Source organism: Massilia rubra, assembly GCF_011682065.1.
Taxonomy (GTDB): domain Bacteria; phylum Pseudomonadota; class Gammaproteobacteria; order Burkholderiales; family Burkholderiaceae_D; genus Telluria_A; species Telluria_A rubra.
The window spans coordinates 98,741-119,204 of sequence record NZ_VUYU01000021.1 but is presented as its reverse complement, the minus strand read 5'-3'; the positions used below and the strand labels follow the sequence as shown (position 1 = coordinate 119,204).

At 64.3% G+C, this 20,464-nt stretch carries 18 protein-coding genes; 4 read left to right on the top strand and 14 right to left on the bottom strand.

What is annotated here, in order from left to right; all coding sequences use genetic code 11:
• Nucleotides 1–48 precede the first annotated feature (48 nt).
• Both F0185_RS25270 and F0185_RS25265 read left to right on the top strand, forming a co-directional pair.
• Nucleotides 49–513, top strand: coding sequence for a phosphoribosyltransferase family protein (locus F0185_RS25270; protein WP_370664061.1), 465 nt, complete (start codon nucleotides 49–51; stop codon nucleotides 511–513).
• Nucleotides 476–1,513 carry an SRPBCC family protein gene (locus tag F0185_RS25265; RefSeq protein ID WP_167229153.1) on the top strand — a complete coding sequence of 346 codons (1,038 nt, stop codon included), beginning with the start codon at nucleotides 476–478 and terminating at the stop codon, nucleotides 1,511–1,513. Before F0185_RS25270 ends, F0185_RS25265 begins: the two co-directional genes overlap by 38 nt.
• Nucleotides 1,514–1,535: 22 nt before the next feature.
• Here F0185_RS25265 and F0185_RS25260 read toward each other — a convergent pair whose 3' ends face one another.
• The 3 genes from F0185_RS25260 to F0185_RS25250 form a co-directional block, all read right to left on the bottom strand.
• On the bottom strand, nucleotides 1,536–1,904 hold the full coding sequence (locus F0185_RS25260; RefSeq protein WP_167229151.1) for a hypothetical protein: 369 nt from the start codon (nucleotides 1,902–1,904) through the stop codon (nucleotides 1,536–1,538).
• Between the two features lie 58 nt (nucleotides 1,905–1,962).
• Nucleotides 1,963–4,863 (bottom strand): putative bifunctional diguanylate cyclase/phosphodiesterase, encoded by a 2,901-nt coding sequence (locus F0185_RS25255; protein WP_229477175.1) that lies wholly within the window; start codon nucleotides 4,861–4,863, stop codon nucleotides 1,963–1,965.
• 169 nt (nucleotides 4,864–5,032) lie between these two features.
• A complete protein-coding gene (locus tag F0185_RS25250) occupies nucleotides 5,033–5,815 on the bottom strand; it encodes a hypothetical protein (protein WP_167229149.1) in 783 nt (260 codons plus the stop codon).
• A gap of 201 nt (nucleotides 5,816–6,016) precedes the next feature.
• Here F0185_RS25250 and F0185_RS25245 point away from each other — a divergent pair, with 201 nt between their 5' ends.
• Entirely contained in the window at nucleotides 6,017–6,361 is a 345-nt protein-coding gene (locus F0185_RS25245) for a zinc ribbon domain-containing protein YjdM (protein WP_166876897.1), read from the top strand.
• Nucleotides 6,362–6,408: 47 nt separating this feature from the next.
• Here the strand turns inward: F0185_RS25245 and F0185_RS25240 are convergent, their stop codons facing one another.
• The 9 genes from F0185_RS25240 to F0185_RS25200 all read right to left on the bottom strand — a co-directional run bounded on the left by F0185_RS25240 (nucleotide 6,409) and on the right by F0185_RS25200 (nucleotide 17,995).
• Complete coding sequence (locus tag F0185_RS25240; protein WP_167229147.1) at nucleotides 6,409–6,648, bottom strand: hypothetical protein; 240 nt, start codon at nucleotides 6,646–6,648, stop codon at nucleotides 6,409–6,411.
• Entirely contained in the window at nucleotides 6,645–7,670 is a 1,026-nt protein-coding gene (locus tag F0185_RS25235; RefSeq protein ID WP_167229145.1) for a DUF3667 domain-containing protein, read from the bottom strand. Before F0185_RS25235 ends, F0185_RS25240 begins: the two co-directional genes overlap by 4 nt.
• Nucleotides 7,671–7,744: 74 nt before the next feature.
• Entirely contained in the window at nucleotides 7,745–10,447 is a 2,703-nt protein-coding gene (locus F0185_RS25230) for a nitrate reductase (RefSeq protein WP_167229142.1), read from the bottom strand.
• Between the two features lie 13 nt (nucleotides 10,448–10,460).
• A complete protein-coding gene (locus tag F0185_RS25225; RefSeq protein WP_223164576.1) occupies nucleotides 10,461–11,702 on the bottom strand; it encodes an NAD(P)/FAD-dependent oxidoreductase in 1,242 nt (413 codons plus the stop codon).
• Entirely contained in the window at nucleotides 11,699–12,046 is a 348-nt protein-coding gene (gene nirD, locus F0185_RS25220; protein ID WP_166895338.1) for a nitrite reductase small subunit NirD, read from the bottom strand. The genes F0185_RS25225 and nirD overlap by 4 nt, the downstream gene beginning before the upstream one ends.
• A gap of 10 nt (nucleotides 12,047–12,056) precedes the next feature.
• Nucleotides 12,057–14,591: a nitrite reductase large subunit NirB gene (gene nirB, locus F0185_RS25215; RefSeq protein ID WP_167229139.1), complete on the bottom strand. Its 2,535-nt coding sequence runs from the start codon at nucleotides 14,589–14,591 to the stop codon at nucleotides 12,057–12,059.
• Nucleotides 14,592–14,602: 11 nt separating this feature from the next.
• On the bottom strand, nucleotides 14,603–15,907 hold the full coding sequence (locus tag F0185_RS25210) for an MFS transporter (RefSeq protein ID WP_167229137.1): 1,305 nt from the start codon (nucleotides 15,905–15,907) through the stop codon (nucleotides 14,603–14,605).
• A 267-nt stretch (nucleotides 15,908–16,174) separates the two neighbouring features.
• The gene (locus tag F0185_RS25205) at nucleotides 16,175–17,317 is read right to left on the bottom strand and encodes a CmpA/NrtA family ABC transporter substrate-binding protein (RefSeq protein WP_167229135.1); all 1,143 of its coding nucleotides are present in this window, start codon (nucleotides 17,315–17,317) and stop codon (nucleotides 16,175–16,177) included.
• Between the two features lie 30 nt (nucleotides 17,318–17,347).
• The gene (locus tag F0185_RS25200; protein ID WP_167229133.1) at nucleotides 17,348–17,995 is read right to left on the bottom strand and encodes an ANTAR domain-containing response regulator; all 648 of its coding nucleotides are present in this window, start codon (nucleotides 17,993–17,995) and stop codon (nucleotides 17,348–17,350) included.
• A 163-nt stretch (nucleotides 17,996–18,158) separates the two neighbouring features.
• On the opposite strand from F0185_RS25200, the gene F0185_RS25195 reads away from it, so the two are divergent.
• Nucleotides 18,159–18,665: a SixA phosphatase family protein gene (locus F0185_RS25195; RefSeq protein ID WP_167229131.1), complete on the top strand. Its 507-nt coding sequence runs from the start codon at nucleotides 18,159–18,161 to the stop codon at nucleotides 18,663–18,665.
• A gap of 50 nt (nucleotides 18,666–18,715) precedes the next feature.
• Here F0185_RS25195 and F0185_RS25190 read toward each other — a convergent pair whose 3' ends face one another.
• Both F0185_RS25190 and F0185_RS25185 read right to left on the bottom strand, forming a co-directional pair.
• Nucleotides 18,716–19,879, bottom strand: coding sequence for a hypothetical protein (locus tag F0185_RS25190; RefSeq protein WP_167229129.1), 1,164 nt, complete (start codon nucleotides 19,877–19,879; stop codon nucleotides 18,716–18,718).
• Complete coding sequence (locus F0185_RS25185) at nucleotides 19,872–20,399, bottom strand: DUF4365 domain-containing protein (protein WP_167229127.1); 528 nt, start codon at nucleotides 20,397–20,399, stop codon at nucleotides 19,872–19,874. Before F0185_RS25185 ends, F0185_RS25190 begins: the two co-directional genes overlap by 8 nt.
• Nucleotides 20,400–20,464: the final 65 nt, after the last annotated feature.

Sequence of the window (20,464 nt, the reverse complement as noted above, 5' to 3'; positions counted from 1 at the left end):
GGGGGGGGCCGCGGGGGCCCCCCCCCCCCCCCCCCCCGGCCCCCCGGGGTGGGGGCGCCCCTCGGCGCGCCCCCCCCCCCCCGCGCGCGGCCCCCCCCCCCGCGCCCCCCGCGCCAGTACCGTGGCGCGCGCGCCGAACCCGATCTGACGGGCCGGACCGTCATGTTGGTCGACGACGGACTGGCCACCGGCGCCACCATGCGCGTGGCGATCAGGGCGGCGCGTTTGCGCGGGGCGCGGCGCATCGTGGTCGCCGTGCCGGTGGGCGCTCCGGACAGTTGCGCCGCGCTCGCCGCGCAAGTCGACGAACTGGTGTGCCTGAGCCAGCCGCCCGACTTCCGCGCGGTCGGCCAGTGGTACCGCCAATTCGACCAGACCGGCGACGCGGAAGTACAAGACCTGCTGGCCCTCGCCTGGCGCGACCAGGCGCGCGAGGGCAGCGTTCATCCACCAACACAAGCGAACGGAGAGAACCATGAAACAAACGTCCGAACACGATCTTCACCTCGGTAAATGGCTGGGCGGCGCGGCGCTCGGCGCGCTCGCCATGTACATGATGGACCCGGACCGGGGCGCGCCGCGACGCGCGCTGTCCGGAGCGAAACTGCGCGACCTGGGCCGGCAAGGCGGCGACATGCTCGAAAAAGTCGTGCATGGCGTCAGCGAGCGGATCGGCGCCGATGGACCCGGCCGCAGCGGCCGCACCACTGGCGCCGGCAATGCCGGGCTGGACGACGCCGATGGCGCGGGAGGCGCCGATACCAGCCGCCGCCAGGGCGATGCCTCAACGGCGCTGAAGAGCGCCGGCACCAGTGATGCCAGTCGCCGTCCCTTCTCCGCGCAGTCCTTGTGGCCATTCTCGCCGCGCAATGCCGCCATGCTGGGCGGCGGCACGCTCGGCCTGGCCAGCATGCTGACCAGGCGCATGCCGCTTGCCATGGTCGTGGGCCTGGCTGGCGCGGCGCTGCTGATGCGCTCCATGACGAAGGGCGCCCTGCCCGGGCTGTCGCGCCAGCAAGGGCGCAGCGGCATGGTGGAGCTGGAAAAAACCATCAGCATCGACGCCGCGCCCGAGCAGGTGTACGAGCTGTGGGCGAGCTACGACAACTTTCCGCGCTTCATGGCGAATGTGGTCGAGGTGCGCGAGCTCGGCAACCGGCGGTCGCATTGGGTGGTCAAAGGCCCGGCCGGCAGCGAGTTCAGCTTTGATGCGTTGCTGACCGAGCAGGTGCCACCGCGCCGCCTGGCCTGGCGCAGCGCGCCCGGCGCGCAAGTGGAGCAAGCGGGATCGGTGCGGCTTGAACCGTCGCGCGGGGGTACGCTGGCCACGGTCCGCTTGTCGTACCGGCCGCCGGCGGGGGCCATGGGCCAAGCGGTGGCCACGCTGTTCGGCGGCGACCCGGAGCACGCGTTGGAAGAAGACCTCGGGCGCCTGAAAAGCCTGCTGGAAGGCACGCCAATGCCGCGCGCGGGCGCTCAGTCGAGCGAAAAGCCGATGGCACCCCGCCAGTAAGGGCCGCGCCCGCCGCCTGCCGTCATCTGGAAGGGCGGGCCGGCAAAGGCGCCCCGCCCCCTCCCGTGGCGGACAATTGATTCGGATCGCGCGCGCCGAAACCGGCCATGATGGCGCCCGCCCGCGCCGCCATGGCTGCGTCGTTGGCATCGACCACCAGCATGCATTGCGCGCGCTGGACCGGATTGGCGTAATTCCTGTCGTAGACGTGCTGTGCGCTTTCGCTGGGCGTATTGCCCACGTAAAAATTGCCTTCCACCGGCCCCGCTTCGTCGTTATGCACCTTCAGTTCCAGCGCATCGGCGTCGAAGCCGTCGGCCAACAAGGCGGCGCGCGCCTGCCCAGCCTTGTCGAGGTCGTCAAACACTCCCAATACCGCATGCTCGATCATCGCTCGTCCCCTTCTTAAGGATGTTGATCAGGTTTCGACCCGCGCGCGGCCAGGCAGTTCAGTGCAAGCCCGTCACCGGCGCTTCATCGACCGCTACCGCCGGTACAGGCGCCTTGCCGGGCGTGCCCAGCGTGCCGACGAGCAGGTTCAGTTCTTCGTCGACGATAAAGCCGGCGGCCGAGCTGACAGTGAGCAAGATATCCGGCGCCATTGACGATGCGATCACAAAACCTTGCACGTAGTCCACCCCAATATCGGCCAAGGTCTGCACCGTGGCGCGATCCTCGGCCCATTCGGCAATCGTCTTCATGCCCAGGTTGACCGCCAGCTTGACGATCGCCTCGACAATGGCGACGTCGGCAGGATGCGCATTCATATTGACGATAAAGTTGCCATCGATCTTGAGTATGTCCGCCGGTAATTCCTTGAGGTAGGAGAAGGACGTATAGCCCGCGCCAAAATCGTCGAGCGCCACCTTGACCCCGAAGTTGCGCACCTGGTCGATGAAGCGCCGCGTGTTGTTCAGGTCGTGCAAGGCGACGCTTTCGGTAATTTCCATGCACAAGCGGCTGGCGGCGTCGCGGTGGCGGCGCAGGATATCGATGGTGTCCTGGATGAAACGTTCGTCGTTGAGCGAGGCGCCCGACAGGTTCATGCACACGAACTGGGTATTGACCAGCATGTCGGCATTGCGTTCGATCCAGCTCAAGGTCGTCGACAGCACCCAGCGGTCGATCACGCCCATGCGCCCGCTTTTCTCGGCGGCGGCGATGATCGGCCCGGCCGCCAGCAAGGTACCGTCCGCTTCGCGCATGCGCAGCAAGACTTCGAAGTTCATCGAATCGTAGGGCATTTTGAGCGACATGATCGGCTGCATTTCGAGCACCATGCACGCGGTGGCGTCGTTGGCCGACAGGCGCTCGACCAGGTTCAGCTCGGCCTCGCGTTCGATAAAGGCCGAGGAATCGCGCTCGTACACGACCAGGCCGTCACGGTGACCGCTCTTGGCTTCGCGGCAGGCGCGGTCGGCGGTCGAGACGGCATCTTTCATTTGCATGCCGGGCTGCACTTCGATCAGGCCGATCGAGCCGCGCACGTGAAACGCTTTGTCGCCCACGCGGTAGGGCGTGTTGCCGATGCGCCCGACCAGGCAACGGCAGATCAGCGCGGCCACGCGAATCGAGGTTTCCGGCATGATGATCACGAATTCATCGCCGCCCACCCGGCCGATCCGCTGGTCACCGCTGAGCACGGCGCCGATGCGCTCGCACACTTGCTTGAGTACTTCGTCGCCGGCCAGGTGGCCGAACAGGTCGTTGATCAGCTTGAAGCGGTCGAGGTCGAGATAAGCCAGGGTCATCGGCTTGAAACAGGCTTGCTCGAACACGCGCTCGATGCCGCGCCGATTGTAGACCTTGGTCAGCGCATCGTTATTGGCCATGAAGCGCAATTGCTCGGTAGCCTTGTGCTGCTCGGTCGTATCTTGCAGCACGCCTTCGATCTTGCCGCGCGCCAGGGTCGCACGCACCAGGAAGCAATGCGCGCCGCTGCGGTCTTCGATGCGCAGCTCGGCGTCGGGATGCTCCTGCACCAGGGTGGACAAGGTGCCCCAGACCCCATCGGCGAAGAATTGCTGAAAATTCTTTCCGGCGATCACGGCCGCATCGGCGCCGAGCATCCGGTGCATGGTTGGGTTAGCGCTGAGAAATTGCCCTTCCAGATCGAGCGTGAACAGGCCGATCGGCATGGCTTCGTAGGTATGCTGCAATTCGGCCTGGGCGGCGATGCGCTGTTCGGTTTCCTGGCGCATCTGCTCGGCCACCGCCAGCGCGGCCAGCAGGCTGGACGCGAGCGCGGCCGTGACGCTGTTGACCAGGCCGGTCAGGTCGCGCACGCCCAGCGCGGCGGCGATGACTTCGGCCAGGCCCGACAGCATGGTCACCGCGAACGAGGCGGCGAACCAGAACGCCACCCGCATGTGCGACTGCGACATCACGTTGACCAGCCCGAGCGTCATCAGCAGCAATCCATACGCCACAAAGCCCCACATGATGGGCAGGAAAAGATGGTACGGCAAGATGACCGACAGCACCAGCAGCGGCAGGCAGCACCATTCGGCAACGCGCAGCGGGGTGCGGTAGCGCGTGTTGGCCAGCCGCTCGCGGAACAGGGTCTGGTACAAGGTCAGGGTCGAGATCGCGTACAGGGCGATGGTCAGGGCGCGGCTCGGCAACAGCCAGCGGTCCGGCACGACCTGGCCCAGCCACTGGATATCCCAGCCGGCCGAGAGCGCCCCCATGCGCAGGTTCAGGATCAGCCAGCCGGCCAGCAGCACGTACAGGGCCTGGCGGTTGATCAGCGCGGTCGTCAGTACGAACAAGGTCAGCACGATCATGCCGCCGTCGAGCAGGCCCGACTTGCGGTGAAATTGCTGTACCGCCAGCGCCAGTTCCTGCGGCTGCCATTGGGTCGCGGACAGTCTCGCCGGACCGATGAGCACGGCGCGGCACAGCAAGCGCTCCGGTCCCCGTGCCTGCGCGCGCGCGCCGGGCGCGGGCGTCAAGGTCAGCGCAAACCCCGCCCGCAGCGGCGCCACGGCGCCACTCGACGCGGAACGGGTGGAATTTCCCAGCGAACGCAGGGTCGCGCCATCCCAACAAGCGATCTCGGTCATGTGGCGTGAAGGAAATTCGATCACCGTTCCCGCTTGCGGGTCGGCAACCATGCTGAACCAGAGCGGATCGGGCGACATGCGCGTTTCGCGGGCCATGACTTCCGGTAAACCAGTCACTTGCGCCAGCGCCTGCCCTGGCGCGAGCGTGGCGTCGGCGTGCGCCATGACGCGCAGCGGCAGCGGCCCGCCCTCGACGCTGCGGTACTGGTTAGTCCAGAACGCCAGCGCCAGCAGCGACAGCAGCGCAATGGCGAGCGGAACCAGATAGAAAGACAGCAAGCGCAACAACGCTTCGAGAGCGTGTTGTACGCGTTTACGTGGCGCGTGGGACGAGGAAGTCGGCATTGACATGGGCGGCATCCGGCTGCACAACTGGCGCCGCCATTCGTTGCTCTTAGGCGGCAATCATGTCAAAGCATACATCGTTACTCCCGCGCCGTCACAGTTTGATTGATTACGCAGCGAGCCCAACAACAACAGCCCCGGCGGCTTGCTGACTGCGCGGCAAGCCGTGTTTCCAGGCGGCAGGAACATGGCGGCCAAGATCGATGTCCGGATGGCGTGTATGGCAAAAGAAATCGAGCAAGGGATGGCGCGCCGCTTCCCAGCGTTCCTGGCCGCTGGCGATGTCGAAGTACATGATCCGGTGCGGCAGGTTGCCGACATGGCGCAGGATCACCGGGTCGCGGCTGGCGAACACATCGGTGAACAGCAGTTGCTCGTACTGGCGGTCGATCGGGGCGCGGCCGCTGACCACGGCCGTGTCCACGCCGTTGTGCTCGCAATGCTCGAAACAGGCCTTGATCAGCGCCAGTTTCACCTGGCGCCCGATGCGCCCTTCCACGATGCCGAGCCGGGTCACTTCGGCCAGCCGCTGCGATGCCAGCCACAGCGGCAGGTCGACCGATTCTTCCACGTGCAGCGCCTGGCGGAAATTGGTCTGGATGCGCACGCTGCCCAGCGCGCTGCCGTCTTGCTTCGATTCGGCCAGCAGGATCACCGTGTCGCCGTCGTAGTCGGCCGCTTCGGGCTGTTCCAGCGAGCGGGCGAACTCCGGCAGGTGGCGCGCGTAAGCGGCCTGGCGCACGGCCACCGCCTTGCGCAGGTCGGCTTCGGTGCGCACCGGGCGCACGGTAAAAGGCAGCAATTCGATCGTCACTGGCGCGCCGACGCCGGCCCGGTCGACAACCACATGTGCCGGACGGCGGATGCTGTTCAATGCGATGTTCGGTGCCATGGTGATGCTCCTCGTTCTATTTGGAATGTTTTAATGCTCTAAGGCAATTATCAGAGTATTCATTCGAATTGAAGCCTTAAGAAGAGCCATGTTTGCATCACTGTTTACGAGAAGCATTGCTTCTACTCAACATGCAACTGTTCGCGCAGGTGCGGCACCCTGTATACTCATCGTCTTTCAAGCAACTTCAGGACGATTCCTATGAGCGCACTTCCCCCCTGCCCTAAATGCAATTCAGAATTTACTTATGAAGACGGCAGCAATCTTGTCTGCCCGGAGTGCGCCCACGAATGGAGCGCGCAGGAAGGTGCGGCGGCGGCCGATGAGGGACCAAAGGTTTATCGTGATGCTGCGGGGAATGTGTTGCAGGATGGCGACACTGTCAGCGTCATCAAGGATTTGAAGCTCAAGGGATCGGGCGGCACGGTCAAGATGGGCACCAAGGTCAAGAACATCCGCCTGGTCGACAGCGACCACGACATCGATTGCAAGATCGATGGTTTCGGCGCCATGAGCCTGAAGTCGGAGTTCGTCAAAAAGGTATAAGCACGCGGGCGGGGAGTTGCACGACCGGGGCCCGAGGCACCCGGCAGCTAATCCCCGTCCATGGCATCGAAGACATCGGCGACATCGTCGACAATGCTCAGGCCGCAGTGGTCGTCGTCGTCACGCCGACGGCGCCGGGAGAGGTAGATCAACAGCAAGCCAAGCAGCACCAATGCCGCTCCGCCCACTGGCCATGCCCATTCCGGGCGGTCGAACGTCAGCAGCACGATCAGCACACCGGCGATGCTCATCAGGCAGCCGGCCCATGTCATGACGGCATCCTTCATGCGACGCTCAGCAGCAGAATCAAGGCCATGTAGAGCAGGAAGACCACGCCCGCCATGCACAACAGCGCCACGGTGCGCCACAAGGCCTCGCCAGTGCTGAGTGCATAAGCGCCGCGCAGTTGCAGGAACATGTGGACCGGTGGCGCCAACAGCACCACGGCGCCCGCCACGATGCCCATGCCGGCCGCACCGATCGCAAACACCAGCGCGAACATGAGCGCCATGAACGACAGCGAGTACAGCGAAAACACCGCGTGGTCGTACATCGTCACGCCGCGCCGCCAGAAGAACAGCAGCCACAAGAAAGGCAGCGAGATCGGCACCAGCAAGAAGGAAAACTTGGCGCCACTGCTTTTGAGCTTATAGATCGTCAACGCCGGATTCTCGGCCGCATGCTTGACGGCGGCGTCAAGCGCCGGCCACGCGGTTTTCATGCTGAATTTATTCGATATAAACCAGCGACGTTCGCTTCCGCCAGCGCCGTATTTGTCGAATAGCCCGAGCGCCATCTCGGCGCCGGCCAGCTCGGCTTTGGCATCGGCCTGCCCGGCGCCGTCGGCAGCGCGCAGCGCCGCCTTTGCCTGCTCCACTTCCTGTACGAACTCGGCACGCGCTTCGGCCCGCGATGCCGGGTCGGACATGTTCACGCGCGTCGGTCCGCTGCTGAGCGACGCCACAAAAAACAGGAAAAACACCAGGAACAAAAACAAGGCCAGCGGCGACACGAAGCGGGTACGCTGGCCGTCGATGTAGCGCCGCGTCAGCTCGCCGGGCCTGGCGACCAGCATGGGGATCGTGCGCCAGCCCTTGGCGTCGAAGTGCAGAATGCCGTGCAACACCTCTTCGCCCAGGTGCAGCAAGGACTTGTGCACGTGCGCGTGCTGCCCGCACAGATGGCAAAACGGGCCTGTCAGCGCAGCGCCGCAGTTGGCGCAGGTGCTCGCATGTCCATGTGCGCCATGCCCGTGCGCGCCCGCCTCCGCCACGCTCAAGGCGCCTGCCGCTTCCAGTTCCATCGCCATCGCCGTGTTCCCGCAGGTAAGATCGTTTAATGCGGGCAATAATATCATTCACATCACAATCACAGGCAACATTTTCAGGCGGTTTCGCGCGCCCTCGTCTGCATTAACAGCACTTTGATCTCCGGCACGCAGGAGCCGCAATTGCCGCCCGCTTTCAGGCACGCCGTCACTTCCGGCACCGTTTTGAGGTCGCGCGCGACGATCGCCTCGCAGATCGTGTTGCGCCCGACGCCGAAGCAGGAACACACGGTCGGCCCGTTATCAAGCCGCATGCCGAGCGCCTGCCCGGCCAGCAGCCCGGCGCGGTCGAGCTGGGTGAGCGAATCGCTGGCGAACAGGCTGGCCAGCCAGGCGCGCGCCGGCAGGTCGGTCCGTGGCGAGAGGAAGATGCACTGTTCGATGCGCTCGCCCACCACGTGCACGGCGCGATACACGCCATCGCTGGCGTCTTCGTAATCGAGCCAGTCGGCATCCATGCTCACGCCGAGCAGCGCGCGCGCCCAGGCGGCCCGCTCGCGCAACTGGCCGCGCCCGGCCATCTCGTAGCGCGCAAAGCCACGGCCCTGCACCCGCGTCCAGTGCGCAACCTGGTCCAGCGCCAGCTCGCTGCGGCTCAATACAAAAGCGTGCCACGCCACGCCGAAGCGCTCCACCTGCACCGGCGTATGCTTGAATTCCGGCTCGCCCGACACCGGATCGACCGCCGGATTGACCACGGTGCCCACGCGCGCGTCGGACGCGGTCTGGCCGTTCCAGTGAATCGGCACGAACACCGATCCGCGCGCGATGCCGCCGCCATGCTGCACGCGCGCCACCATCGCACCCCACTGGCTCGACACGCGCGCCAGCTCCCCTTCGCGCACGCCGTACAGCAGCGCGTCTTGCGGATGCATGTCGATGAAGGCTTCGGCCGTATGGTCGGCCAGGCGCGGCGCGCGGCCGGTGCGGCTCATGGTGTGCCACTGGTCGCGCACGCGCCCGGTGTTGAGCACCAGCGGATACTCGGGATCGACCGCGTTGACCGGCGCGCGCGGCGCCGTGGCGATGAAGCGCGCCTTGCCGTCGGCGTGGGCGAAACGGCGGTCGGCGAACAGGCGCGCGCTGCCTTCCAGGGCGCCGTCGGCGCCGCGCCGCACCGGCCACTGCACCGGTTCGAGCTTGTCGTAGTCGGGCGCTGGCAGGCCGCACAGGCCCGCCAGGTTGAACATGCGCGCACCGTCGTTGCGGAAGTCGCTCAAACGCGCGTGTTCGTCGAAGACCGCATGCGAACTATCGAAGTCAAAACCGTCAAACCCCATGCGCCGCGCCACGTCGGCCAACATGCGCCAGTCGGCGCGCGCTTCGCCGGGAGCCGGCAAAAAGGCGCGCTGGCGCGAAATCAGGCGCTCCGAATTGGTGACCGTGCCATCCTTCTCGCCCCAGCCCAGCGCCGGCAGCAGCACGTCGGCAAACGCATTCGTGTCGGTGTTGGCGATGATGTCGGAGACCACCACCAGCTCGCACTTTTCCAGCGCGCGCTGGACCTGGTTCGCATCCGGCATGCTCACCATCGGATTGGTGGCGATCACCCACACCGCCTTGACCGCGCCTGCCTCGATCGCCTTGAACAGGTCGACCGCCTTCAAACCGCCCTTCTCCGCAATGCGTGGCGACGACCAGAAGGTTTGCACCGTGTCGCGGTGCTCCGGATTGTCCAGCTCCATGTGCGCGGCCAGCATGTTGGCCAGGCCGCCCACTTCGCGCCCGCCCATGGCGTTCGGCTGGCCGGTGATCGAAAACGGTCCCATGCCCGGCTGGCCGATGCGGCCCGTGAGCAGGTGGCAGTTGATGATGCTGTTGACTTTATCGGTGCCCGCCGAGGACTGGTTCACCCCTTGCGAGAAGGCCGTGATCACTTTCGTGGTCGCCGCAAAGCCGCCGTAGAAAGCCATCAGGTCGTCGGGATCGATGCGGCAGTGGCGCGCCACCGCCAGCGGATCGGCGCAATCGACCTGCGCCGCGTCCAGCGCCTGTTCCAGGCCGTTGGTGTGCGCTTCGATGAATGCCGTGTCCTGCACGCCGCTTTTCGCCAGGTAGCTCAGCAAACCATTGAACAGCCACACGTCGGTGCCCGGTTTGACCGGCAGGTGCAGGTCGGCCAGTTCGCAGGTGGCGGTGCGGCGCGGGTCGATGACGACGATGCGCACTTCGGGGCGCGCATCCTTCAGGCGCGCGATGCGCTGGAACAGGATCGGGTGGCACCACGCCGTGTTCGAGCCGACCAGCACCACCATGTCGGCCAGGTCGAAGTCTTCGTAGCAGCCCGGCACCAGGTCGGCGCCGAAGGCGCGTTTGTGGCCGGCCACGGCCGACGACATGCACAGGCGCGAGTTGGTGTCGATGTTGGCGCTGCCGATATACCCTTTCATCAGCTTGTTGGCGACATAATAGTCTTCGGTCAGCAACTGGCCTGATACATACAGCGCCACGGCATCCGGCCCATGTTCGTCAATAATGGCGCGCAGGCCGCCGGCGACGCGCTCCAGGGCTTCATCCCACGAGGCCTGGCGCAGCGCGCCGTCCTCGCGCACGGCCGGGTGCAGCAGGCGGCCTTCGAGACCGAGGGTTTCGGCCAGCGCCGCTCCCTTCACGCACAGGCGGCCGCGATTGGCGGCATGGCTGGCGTCGCCCGCGATGGCAATGGCGCCGTCGGGCAAGGGCGTGGCGGTGACGCCGCAGCCCACGCCGCAGTAGGGACAGGTGCTGCGCACCGCGAGTGGAATTGGTGAGAGGTTCAAGTCGGGCTCCGTGTCAGGCAGCTTGGGCGCACAGGGCTTCGCCGAACAGCAGGCGGCTGCGCATGGCCGATATGTCGGTGCGGTTCTGGATCAGGCCGAAGTACCAGGGGCCGTCCTGCACGTCGCCGTACAGGACGGCGCCCGCGATGCGGTTACCGGCCAACACCAGGCGTTTGTAGATACCACGGCGCGGGTCGCGCAGCACCAGGTCTTCGCTGCCCTCGCCGCCGATAAAGTCGCCGACCGAATACAGGTCGACACCGGTCACTTTCAGCTTGGTCGGCGTGGCTTGCTGGACGTAGCGGCGGTGGCCGTTGCGCGCCAGGTGCGCGCCGCAGACCTTGGCCTGGTCCCAGATCGGGGCCACCAGCCCGAAGGTGGCGCTGCGGTGCTGCACGCATTCGCCCACGGCGTAGATGCGCGGGTCGTAGGTCTGCAAGGTGTCGTCGACGACGATGGCGCGCTCGCAGTGCAGGCCGGCCGCCTTGGCCAGCTCGATGTTCGGGCGCACGCCGGCGGCCATGACGACCAGGTCGGCCGGGATTTCGCTGCCGTCCTTGAAGCGCACCGCTTTGACGCGCGACTCTCCCACGATCTCGCTGGTGTGCGCTTCGAGCAGGAAGCGCAGGCCTTTGAGTTCGAGCGCGGTTTTCAGGAGCAGCGCGGCCGGTTTGTCGAGCTGCTGGTTCATCAGGCTGTCCATCACATGCACCACGGTCACCTGCATGCCGCGCCGTAGCAGGCCGTTGGCCGCCTCCAGCCCGAGCAGGCCGCCGCCAATGACGACCGCGTGGCCGCCGCTGCGGGCCGCTTCCAGCATGGTATCGACATCCTGGATGTCGCGAAAACCGATCACGCCCGCCAGTTTGTGGCCGGGCACCGGCACGATGAAGGGCTTGGAACCGGTGGCCAGTAGCACACGGTCGTACCAGACTTCGCGCCCCGACTGCGAGCGCACCATGCGCTTGCGGCGGTCGATGTGCACCACCGGGTCGCCCGCGTGCAAGGTGATGCCGTTGGCGGCATACCATTCGCGCGTGTGCAGCATGATGTCGTCGATGTTCTTTTCGCCGGCCAGCAGCGGCGAGAGCAGGATGCGGTTGTAATTGCCATGCGGCTCGGCGCCGAACACCGTGATGTCGTACAGCTCCGGCGCCAGCTTGAGCATTTCCTCGACCGTGCGCATGCCGGCCATGCCGTTGCCGATGACGACCAGCGATTGCCTGGCGACGGGCGCAGTCGTGGAGTTTGTCATGCGCAGACCCACACCTTGCCGTCTTCGACCCGCGCGCGGTAGCTCGGCACCGAGTGTTCCGGCGCTTCCAGGCATTCGCCGGTGAACAGGTCAAAGTGCTGTTTGTAGATCGGCGAGGCCACCACGATGCGTTCGCCCAAGCTGCCCACCAGGCCGCGCGAGAGTACCGATACGCCGCTGTTCGGATCGTAGTTGCCGATGGCGAAGACGCGTTCTTCGGCATCAGCCACGTGGAACACGGCGACCTGTTCGCCGTTCAGGAGTGCGCACACGCCGGTGTTGGGGACGATCTCGTCGAGCGAGCAGACGGCGGTCCAATTGGTCAGTTCGATATCGCGGTGCATGAGCTTCTCCTTAGGCGGTTTTGACGATGAGAGGGATGACGCGCTTGCGTTCTTCGATCGTGGCCGGGCGAATCTGGCCGCGTTCGGGCATGAAGACCACGTTCTGGTCGGCCTGGTCGCTGTTGACGAAATGGCGGAAGCGCTGGCGCGTGGCCGGATCGTTGACGGCGTTCTTCCACTCGCAGGCGTAGGTATCGACCACGTGCTGCATGTCCGCTTCGAGTTCGGCGGCCAGGTGCAGCTTGTCGTCGATGACCACCGATTTGAGGTAATCGAGGCCGCCTTCGAGGTTGTCGCGCCAGACGCTGGTGCGCTGCAGGCGGTCGGCGGTGCGTACATAGAACATCAGGAAGCGGTCGATGTAGCGCACCACGGTTTCCTGGTCCAGGTCCGAGGCAATCAGTTCGGCGTGGCGCGGCTTCATGCCGCCGTTGCCGCACACGTACAGGTTCCAGCCCTTTTCGGTGGCGATCAGGCCCACGTCCTTGCCCTGCGCTTCGGCGCATTCGCGGGTGCAGCCGGAGACGCCGAACTTGATCTTGTGCGGCGTGCGCAAGCCTTTGTAGCGGTTTTCCAGTTCGATGGCGAAACCGACGCTGTCGGCCACGCCGTAGCGGCACCAGGTGGAACCCACGCACGATTTGACAGTGCGCAGCGATTTTCCGTAGGCGTGGCCCGACTCAAAACCGGCCTCGATCAGTTCTTCCCAGATGAAAGGCAACTGCTCGACGCGCGCGCCGAACAGGTCGACCCGCTGGCCGCCGGTGATCTTGGTGTACAGGCTGTATTTTTTGGCGACCATGCCGACCGCGATCAGGCCATCGGCCGTCACTTCCCCGCCCGGCATGCGCGGAACCACCGAATAAGTGCCGTCCTTCTGGATGTTACCGAGGAAGTAATCGTTCGAATCCTGCAGGCTGGCGTGTTCTGGCTTGAGCACGAAGTCGTTCCAGGTCGAGGCCAGCACGTTGGCGGCCACCGGTTTGCAGACATCGCAACCGCGTCCCGTGCCGTGCTGCGCCAGCAGGTCTTCGAAGGATGTGATCTTGCCGACCTTGACCAGGTGGTAGATCTCCTGGCGCGAGTACGGGAAGTGTTCGCAGACGTGGTTGTTGACGGCCATGCCCTGCTTTTTCATCTCGGCCTTCATCACCTGCGTGACCAGCGCCACGCAGCCGCCGCAGGTGGAACCGGCCTTGGTGCAGCTTTTAAGCGCGCCGATGGTGGTGGCGCCACCGCACACGGCGACGCACAGGTCGCCTTTCGATACATCGTTGCAGGAGCATATCTGGGCCGTGTCGGGCAGCGCGTCCACGCCCAGGCCCGGGCGCGCCTTGCCGTCGCTTTGCGGCAGGATCAGGAATTCGGGCGACTCGGGCAGCTCGATCTTATTCAACATCATCTGCAGCAGGGTGCCGTACTCGCTGGCGTCGCCCACCATCACGCCGCCGAGCAGGAATTTGCCGCAGTCCGACACCACGATCTTCTTGTAGACCTGTTTGCGCTCGTCGGTGAACTGGTACGAGCGGCTGCCCGGGCTGGCCGCGTGCGGATCGCCAATGCTGGCCACGTCCACGCCCATCAGTTTGAGCTTGGTACTCATGTCGGCGCCGGTAAAGGCAGCCGCTTGCTCACCCAGCAAATGGCGCGCGGCGACGCGGGCCATGTCGTAGCCCGGCGCCACGAGGCCGAACAACTGGCCGTTCCACAGCGCGCATTCGCCGATGGCGTAGACGTCCGGGTCGGACGTGAGGCAGCTGTTGTCGATGGCGATGCCGCCGCGCGGGCCGATCGCCAGCCCGCACAGGCGCGCCAGGTCGTCGCGCGGGCGGATGCCGGCCGAGAAGACGATCATGTCGGTATCCAGATGGCTGCCGTCGGCAAAGTTCATGCGGTGCGTGCCGTCTTCGCCGTCGATGATCTCGAGCGTGTTCTTTTGCGTGTGGACAGTCACGCCCAGGTCTTCGATCTTGGTGCGCAGCACGCGCGCGCCGCCATCGTCGACCTGCACCGCCATCAGGCGCGGGGCGAATTCCACCACGTGGGTTTGCAGCTGCATGTCGCGCAGGGCCTTGGCGCATTCCAGGCCAAGCAGGCCGCCGCCGATCACCACGCCGGTCCTGGAGCGCTTGCCGCATTCGAGCATCGCTTCCAGGTCTTCGATGGTGCGGTAGACGAAGCAGTCCTTGCGGTCCTTGCCGGCCAGCGGCGGCACGAACGGATACGAACCGGTGGCGAATACCAGTTTGTCGTAGGCCAGCACTTCGCCACTGCCGACGGTGACGGTTCTGGCTTCGCGATCGACGGCGACGGCCTTCGCGTTCAGCTTGAGCAGCATGTTGCCGCCCTCGAAGAAACCGGCCGGCACCAGCGACAGGTCGTCGGCCGATTTACCGGAGAAGAATTCCGACAGGTGCACGCGGTCGTAGGCGGCGCGCGGCTCCTCGCACAGGACCGTCACTTCCAACCCTGGCGCGGCGGCAGCGCCGAGCGACTCGAGGAATTTGTGGCCTACCATGCCGTGGCCGATGACGATGATCTTCATGCTGGTTCTCCCTAAGCGACTGCATTGTTGACGGCGACCGGACGGTCGTCCACGGCGGCGCTGAGCCGGACCGCGATGGCGCACAGCGCCGACAGCAGCACCAGGCCGCTGAGGATGGTGAGGGTTTGGGCAATGTCGCCAGTGCCTTTCATCAGGAAGCCGGCAGCGACCGCACCCACGTTGCCACCGGCGCCGATGATGCCGGCCACGCCGCCGAGGGCCTTGCTGTCGATGAAGGGCACCAGCGCGTACGTGGCGCCGCAAGCCATGTGGGTGAACAGGCCGAAGACCAGCATGGCGATCACCGCGAAGGCGACGCCGTCGGCCTTGGCGAACCACAGGAGGCCAGCGCCTTCGCCGATCATCAGCACGAACAGCAATGTGACGCGGCTGTTGATGGTGCCGCGCATGGCCATCTTGTCCGATACCCAGCCGCCCAGCGCACGGGCGAACAGCGCCAGCAGGCCGAAGCTGCCGGCGGCCATGCCGGCTTCTTTCAGGCTCAGTTTGAAGTGGTCGACGTAGTAGACGGCGGCGATATTGTGGATGAAGATCTCGATACCGAAGCAGGCGCCGTAGGTGACGAACAGCAGCCACACGCGGTGATTGGCGCTGGCGGCCTTGAAGCTCTCCCAGCCGCCTTTCTTGCCACCTTCGATAGGGATGCCGGCGGCGCGCATGGCGTCGTAGTTACCTTGCGGGCAGTCCTGGGTAAATTTCCAGTACAGGCCAGCCATGACGATCATCAGCACGCCGGGGACCAGGAGGGCCACGCGCCAGCCGAGGGCTTCGCTCACGCCCAGCATCACCAGCGCGCCGACCAGCAAGGGCATCAGCGCCTGGGCCGCGCCGCCGCCGGCGTTGCCCCAGCCGGCGGCGGCCGCGTTGGCGGTGCCGACGACGTTGGGGGCGAACATGACCGAGGTGTGGTACTGGGTGATGACGAAGCTGGCGCCCACGGCGCCGATGCCGAGGCGGAAGAACAGGAAGCTTTCGTAGCTTTGCGAGGCGGCCACGCCAAGTACGGGGATGGCGCCGAGCAGCAGCAGGCCGGTGTAGGCCTTGCGCGGGCCGAAGCGGTCGCACATGGGGCCGACGACCAGGCGGACCAGGATGGTGATGGCGACGGCCGCGATGTTGATGTTGGCGACCTGGGCCAGGGTGAGGCCGAATTCGCCTTTGATAATGGGCATCAGCGGCGCGCAGGCGAACCAGGCGAAGAAGCAGACGAAGAAGGCCATCCAGGTCAGGTGGAAGGCGCGCATCTGCGGTGTGCTCATACTAAAGAGAGCGATGGTGTTTGCTTTGGTGGCCATGTTTTATCCCGTTAAAAACAAAAAGGCGTCCGACCAGACCCGGTTATCAAACCAGGTTGGACGGACGCCGTTGTCCTGCCGATCCGTCGTTAGATCAGCGCAAGTTGTTCAGGGGATCGCCATTGATCCGATAGGTATTGATTAGCAAACGCCGTGCCAGCGTGGGTCAGGGGTGGGATGGAAGGGTTCGAGGGTGGAATTCAAGCGGACGCTACATTGCGGTGCAACAATGCCCGAAAATGATGCGTGCACGCGTGCGTCCTTCTTTCATTGATGAATCGAAAACGACCCGGCATAGCCGCGCGGGTCGCTGCCATCCCAGCGCACGCCGTCGATCAGGGTCGCGCTGCGCATGCTTGATGCCGGCAACTGGGTTCCGGTCATCTCGGCCGCGCCTCTATACAAGTCGATCCGGTTGACCGCCTGCGCCGTCCCCAGGTAATCCGGCTCCTCGCGCAACAGGCCCCACCTTTTGTGCTGGGTCATGAACCACATGCCATCCGACAGATACGGAAAATTGACCTCGCCGTCGCCATGAAAACTCAGCGCCCGCGCATCCGTCCAGCGCGCGCCGGCGCCGTTGTCGTACTGCCCCGCCAGGCGCGCCGCGATGGCTTGCCTGCCCGTGTTCAGGTAGGCCGACCCGGCCAGCGCCGTGGCCGTCTGCTCCTTGTTGGCGGTTGACGCCTCGATCCAGCGGCTGGCGTCGAGCACCGCCGCGATCATGGCGCGGCAGGTAGCCGGTTCGCTCGCGGCAAACGCCGCCGTGGTTCCCAGCACCTTGCCCGGATGATCGGGCCAGATTTGCTGGCTGGTCACCGCCGTCATGCCCACACCCTCGTCGATAGCGCGCTGGCCCCACGGCTCGCCCGCGCAGAAACCGTCGATCATGCCCTCCCGCAAGCTGCCCACCATCTGGGCCGGCGGCACCGTCAGCGCGCGCGCCTGGCGCAACGGGTCGATGCCGTGCGCCGCCAGCCAGTAATACAGCAGCATCGCGTGGTTACCAGTCGGAAAAGTGTGGGCGAACGTGGTGCTGCGGGGACGATCGCGCATGTGCTGCGCCAGGCTCGGCCCATCGAGCGCGCCCTGCTCCGCCAGCGCGCGCGACAAGGTCACCGCCTGGCCATTGCGGCTCAGGTTCATGAGCACCGCCATCGCCTGCCGCTGACAGCCGATGCCCAGCTGCACGCCGTACATCAGGCCATACAACACATGGGCGGCGTCGAGCGCGCCCGAGCCGAGCTTGTCGCGCAGATTGGCCCATGAGGTCTCGCGGCTGAGCACGATCCTGATGCCGTACTGGCGGTCGAAGCCGCACTCGGCCGCCATGACCAGCGACGCGCAATCGGTCAAGGGCATGAAGCCGATCCTGACCGTGCGCAATTGATTACTGTTTATCACTGCCATACCACTCCTTGTGTTCCTGCCGGCACCGATTCAACCGAGCAGATCCTCGACATCGAGGATGCGCTGGGCGATCTCCGCCAGCTTCAGATTCTTGTTCATCGCCATGCTGCGCAGCTTCTGGTAGGCCTGGTCCTCGGTCAGCCGGTGATGCGTCATCAAGATGCCCTTGGCGCGGTCGATCACCTTGCGCTCGGCCAGCTTGTGGCGCGTCTCGCTGAGCTCGGCCAGCAGTTTCTGCTCCTGGCGGAAACGCGCCAGCGCCACGTTCAGCACCGGTTTGATGCGCTCGGACTGCAAGCCGGCCACGATGTAGGCCGACACACCGGCCGCCATGGCCGCGTCCATGCTGGTGGTGGTGTCGTCCTCGGTAAACAGCACGATCGGGCGGCGCTCGTCGCGGGTGGCGATGACGATGTGCTCGAGCACGTCGCGCGCGTCCGATTCGGCATCGATGATGATCATGTCGGGCTGTAGTTGGGCAATCCTTTCCGGAAGGTAGATATCGGCGGGCAGCGAAGCGACGATGTCGTAGCCCGATTCGAGCAGGCCGATGCGCAGCGCATTGCCGCGCATGACCTGGACGGCCAGGGCGGCATCGTGCTCGCCGCCATCCGGCACGATCGTGTTGACGACGACAATGCGCAGCTTGCGAGGGGGGAGCGCGGGAGTTCTGGACATTTGTTTGCTTGAGAGTGTGGCCATGTACTTACCATACAAGCAAGATACGCGCCAACCATGCAGAGGCGGTCCGATGAGGTGGAACGGCGGGGAATAGTTGCATCCTTCAGCCAGCCTGCGCTACATTGCTGTTCCTACATCCCGACCATTCCGAAAGCCGAGCATGCGCATCCGTTCTTCCCTCCTTGGCGGCGTCCTCCTCGCCGCAGCCCTGCTGGCGCCCGGCCTGGCGGCGGCCGATCCGTCCATCATCTACCTGGTCCGGCACGGCGAGAAGGGATCAGTCGAGAAAGATCCGGAGTTGACGGCCCAGGGCAAGGCCCGCGCCGGCAATATTGCCGCCATCCTCAAGTCGACCGGCATCACCCATATTTACAGCAGTACGACTCAGCGTACGCGGCAGACGGCGCAGCCGCTGGCCAGCGCCCTGGGACTGGAAGTGCGCACCTACGATCCCGCGCAAGGCGCCAGGCTGGTCGGGCAGGTCAAGGCGGCGGGCGGGACGGCGCTGGTGGTGGGCCACTCGAATACGGTTCCGGAACTGGTGCGCTTGTTTGGCGGAAAACCGGGCACCGATATCGGCGATGATGAATTCGACCGGCTGTACCAGTTGATCGTCGATCAGGATGGCGGCGTGACGACGGTGTTGCTGCATTCGGTGGCGAACTGAGGGGACAAGACTAAAGCGAACAGCCTTCAGGCCGTTTGCACGACCGCAGTCTATGATCCCGAGGCGATGACGGCCCGCTGCTGCGTACCGTGCCCGGGATCGCAATCCTCGAAGCCAGTGACTTCGGTCAGCCTGATTTGCGTCTTTAACCTGCTTCCATGTCCTCGCAAACAGACGTCTCGTTCCTTCCCGTATGCGAGAACGGCCCGTTGATATTGCTCATTGCTTAGAGTGGCCAAAACGGTCACCTTGTCTCTGCCACTCCGCGCGACGACGCGAATAGTGTTTTTGTTTCCCCGTGGATGTAGCGAACGCAGCGCGACAATTTTCCCGATGAACTCCAGATTGTTTTCGCACAGTAGCTGCTTGGTAATGAATTGAAGAAATTCATGAGCCCGTTTCCGTTTTACGGGGGACAGGAAACCAGTGGACGAGTTGAGTAATTCGGTTCCCATCTCCATGAAGAATTCGATGCTCTCCATTTGAGGGCCAACCACCAGCCTGGTGATCGATTCGAGCAGTTCTACGTCAAACAGGGCAATCGCGCTTGACAGCGTGTCGGGTGCGTCAAAGGCGTCTTCGTATTCCAGGATGTTCCGATTGATGAAATGAATGGCGGAGAAAAACGACGAACAAATTTCTGTCGACGTCAGCGCCTGCCTCCCCGATGAATCTGCCTTCTTCAGAACGGTGATCGGAACCTCGACTTTCGCCACGAAGCTACCCTCCGCAGTCTGCAAAAACCGGCATTGCCGGACAAAATGCTGGGCAGTTGTATTGGACTCCTTGGTGTCGGCGCCCATCTTGAAGCGCGCGCATCGGTACAGACCATCCTGCATGTTCGTCACGAAGGCGACCAGTTCTGCGAGCGGGATAGCGCCGTAGCGCGTGGCGTCATCGATGAAGCGCGTTACGATGCGTGTCGGCACGGTCTGATCGGTGACCGCCGCAGCGCGGTTCAGAAGGTCGCCCACGCTGCCGTATCCGTAAACGTCCACAAGCGCGTTAGCGCAACCATGCAACAAGCGTGCGGCGCCAGGCGCCGACGTATCCTGCGGCAGCGCGACGGTGTAGTTCCCTTCAATACCCAGTGATGCAGGTGCCGCGTACAAAACTGCATTACGCACACGACGAATCTCTTGCCAGCCTGCCTCATCAAGAAAACTCTTCAGTCCGAGGGTCAGTGATAATACGTCTTGGTCATCGTTAGTCATGAGTAAGTCCCAGCTGAACGAACCTGTCGCGAACGAATCCTGATTCAAGTCTGTTCGTTTTTGGTATCGTAATACGAACCTGTCGCGCATTCAAACTTGTTCGGGCGCCCTCCTCCGGAAGAAACCAGTACCCGGTACAGGCCAAACACAGCTTCCGGTCATCGACACTGAGGCAATTTGGCGGCGAGGAATCAAGAACGGCAACAACAAGATGTAGCGGAAGCATGTCGTTGCGGCGATAGACCAGATCGTTATAATTCTTCACTTCAAGATCGAATTTGATGAAGTCACCCATATCAATGACACCTGCCAGGGTCGTTGCCTTTACTTGGAAATCAAGTTTATGCTGCGAATCCAGATAACGCGACTTGCCCGCTTGCACAGGATGCGGCATGACAGGGTAGATAACGATATCAACGCCATGATCGGGGCTTGGTTCAATTACCTTAAATCCATGTCCAAGCGCGAGAATCCTGAGAAACTCTCGCGAAATTGCCTCTTTTATCTGTTTCTCAGTCATCGGCAATCCTTCTCGATCACGTTTCACCACAAGCGCGGCGCCTCGGCAGGCGAACAACCGCCCTG